The organism is Actinocorallia lasiicapitis (genome assembly GCF_054778695.1).
In genome coordinates this window covers 1-2994 of the sequence record NZ_BAAGZI010000547.1, presented here as the reverse complement: position 1 = coordinate 2994, position 2994 = coordinate 1, and the positions used below count along the sequence as shown (strand labels likewise).

Sequence of the window (2994 nt, the reverse complement as noted above, 5' to 3'; positions counted from 1 at the left end):
GTGGCGGCTGGCCCCTGCGGGGCGGCTTCGCTGGCGGCCGTCCGGCGGGCCGGGGTCGAGCCGGGCGCGACGGTCGTGCTGCTGAGCACCGAAGGCGTCCAGGACTGATCGTCAGGCGGGCTGGCGGTGCAGGGCCGACAGGGCCGCGTCGACGGCGTCCGGGGACAGGATGTGGTCGAGGATCATCGTGGCGCAGCCCAGGAGGCCCGCGTCGTCCCCCAGCTCGGACGGTTCGATCCGGAGCTGGCGCGTGGCGACGGCCGCCGCCCGATGGTAGATCGACTCCCGGACCCCCGCGATCAGGTTCTTGCCCGACAGGTCGCCGCCCAGCACCACCAGCGCCGGGTTGAGGATGTTGACGGCCGCCGCGACGACCTCCCCGATCCGGCGGCCCGCCTCGCGGAGCACCGCGACGGCCTCCAGATCGCCCGACCGGGCGAACGACGCCAGTTCCGGTAGATCACGGGCACGGCCGTTGAGCTGGGCGAGCAGCGCCGCGCCGCCCGCGATGGTCTCGACACAGCCGACGGTTCCGCAGCCGCACAGCAGCCCGTCGGAGACGGGGATGTGGCCGATCTCGCCGGCGGAGCCGAACGCGCCCCGCTGGAGCCGTCCGCCGGAGACGATCCCGGCGCCGATGCCCGTCGAGGCCTTGATGAACAGCAGATCGTCGACGTCGTGGCGGAGCCGGTGCTCGCCGAGCGCCATCACGTTCACGTCATTGTCGATATGTACAGGAACGGCGTAGCGGTCCCGGACGGCGCGGACGACCGACTCGTCCTCCAGCGCGGGCCCCGGCAGGGCGATGCCGACCCCCCGGACGGGTCCCTGCTCCAGCTCGCTCCAGGTCGACAGGATCGCGTTGATCCCGCCCGCCATGGCGACGGGCGCCTTGGCGAGGATCGCGCCGGACAGATCGCAGACCGCCAGGTGGCCGTGGGTGTGGCCGAGGGAGGCGACCAGCACGGTTCCCCCGTCGCCGTTGAACTCCAGGCGGGCGGCGGGACGGCCGCCGCTCGACACGCCGGGGGCCTCGATCACGAATTCGGCGTCCAGGAGCTCCGTCACGCGCTGGCCGATGATCGGCCGCGAGAGGCCGGTGATCCGGGCCAGTTCGGCGCGGGTGTGGATCTCCTCTTCGCGGATGAGGCGAAGGATCTCCCCGCTTGTGGCGGCACGTCTCGGCATCTCATCAGTGAACCATGTTCGGGTTGCTGAAGTCGCGTGACTTTTGTCATCTTCTCTAAAGAAGTGTGAGGCCAACTCCTGCTAAGTTGGGCCTCCAGTTCACCAACTCGCCTCCGGAGTTGTCCTTATGGCTTCCGTGCACCCGGTCATCGCCCGCGTCACCGAGCGGATCATCACGCGCTCCACCGCGTCCAGGGCCGCCTATCTCGCGCGGGTGGCCGAGGCGGCGTCCGAGGGGCCCGCGCGCGGAGCGCTCGGCTGCGGCAACCTCGCCCACGGCTTCGCCGCCTGCGGGCCGGAGGAGAAGGCGTTCCTGAGGGCGAACCAGCGGTCGAACATCGCGATCGTCACCTCCTACAACGACATGCTCTCGGCGCACCAGCCGTTCCGGACCTACCCCGAGCGCCTGAAGAAGGCCGTCCTGCTCGCCGGGGGAGTCGCCCAGGTCGCCGGCGGGGTCCCCGCGATGTGCGACGGGATCACCCAGGGCCGGGCCGGAATGGAGCTCAGCCTGTTCAGCCGGGACGTCGTCGCCATGTCGACGGCCGTCGCGCTCGCCCACGACATGTTCGACGGCGCGCTGATGCTGGGTGTCTGCGACAAGATCGTGCCCGGGCTGGTGATCGGGGCGCTCGCGTTCGGGCAGCTGCCGACCATCCTGGTCCCCGCGGGCCCGATGGGCTCCGGGCTGCCGAACCAGGAGAAGGGCCGGATCCGCAAGCTGTACGCCGTCGGCGAGGTCGGCCGCGACGAGCTGCTGGACGCCGAGGCGCAGTCCTACCACTCGGCCGGCACCTGCACCTTCTACGGCACCGCCAACAGCAACCAGATGCTGATGGAGGTCATGGGCCTGCACCTGCCGGGCGCCAGCTTCGTCGCGCCGAACACCCCGCTGCGGGACGCGCTGACCTCCGAGGCGGGGCGGCGCATCGTCCAGGGTGTCGCACCGGTCGCCGAAGTGCTCGACGAGAAGGCGTTCGTCAACGGCGTGATCGCGCTGCTGGCCACCGGCGGCTCCACCAACCACACCCTGCACCTGCCCGCCATGGCGGCCGCCGCGGGGATCGAGCTGACCTGGGACGACTTCGCCGAGCTCTCCTCGGTGACCCCGCTGCTCACCCGGATCTACCCCAACGGCTCCGCCGACGTGAACCACTTCCACGCCGCGGGCGGCACCGGCTACCTGATCTCCGAGCTGCTCGAGGCGGGGCTGCTGCACGAGGACGTCACCACGGTGACGGGGGAGGGCCTGGACGCCTACACGACCGTCCCGGTGCTCACCGAGGCCGAGGGCCTGATCTGGAAGCCGCCCGCCGACCAGAGCGGCGACCTCGCCGTGCTGCGCCCGGCCGCCGACCCGTTCTCCGCCGACGGCGGGCTGCGGATGCTGGAGGGCAACCTCGGACGTGGCGTGATCAAGGTCAGCGCGGTCAAGCCGGAGCACCGGTTCGTCGAGGCGCCCGCCCGGGTCTTCGCCACCCAGGAGCAGATCCTGGACGCCTTCAAGTCGGGCGAGCTGGACCGCGACGTGGTGATCGTCCTGCGCTACCAGGGCCCGCGCGCCACCGGGATGCCGGAACTCCACAAGCTGACCCCGCCGCTCTCGGTCCTCCAGGACAGGGGTTTCAAGGTCGCGCTGGTGACCGACGGCCGGATGTCGGGCGCGTCCGGCGCGGTCCCCGCCGCCATCCACCTGACCCCCGAGGCCGCCGCCGGCGGCCCCCTGGCCCACATCCAGGACGGCGACGTCGTCCGCTTCGACGCCGACAGCGGCAAGCTCGAAGCCCTCGCCGACCTCCTGGCCCG

General features: G+C 71.8%; 2 protein-coding genes. One reads left to right on the top strand and one right to left on the bottom strand.

The window, feature by feature from the left end:
• Window positions 1–111: 111 nt before the first annotated feature.
• Window positions 112–1188, bottom strand: a complete 1077-nt coding sequence (locus ACYVE7_RS31915) for an ROK family transcriptional regulator (protein ID WP_460370022.1) — start codon at window positions 1186–1188, stop codon at window positions 112–114.
• Window positions 1189–1315: 127 nt separating this feature from the next.
• Here ACYVE7_RS31915 and edd point away from each other — a divergent pair.
• The coding region (gene edd, locus ACYVE7_RS31910; protein ID WP_460370020.1) for a phosphogluconate dehydratase at window positions 1316–2994 on the top strand (1679 nt) is incomplete at its 3' end.

Bases quoted from the DNA above. Each gene is read 5' to 3' on its own strand.
- ACYVE7_RS31915 (WP_460370022.1), bottom strand. From the start codon at position 1,188: ATGCCGAGACGTGCCGCCACAAGCGGGGAGATCCTTCGCCTCATCCGC.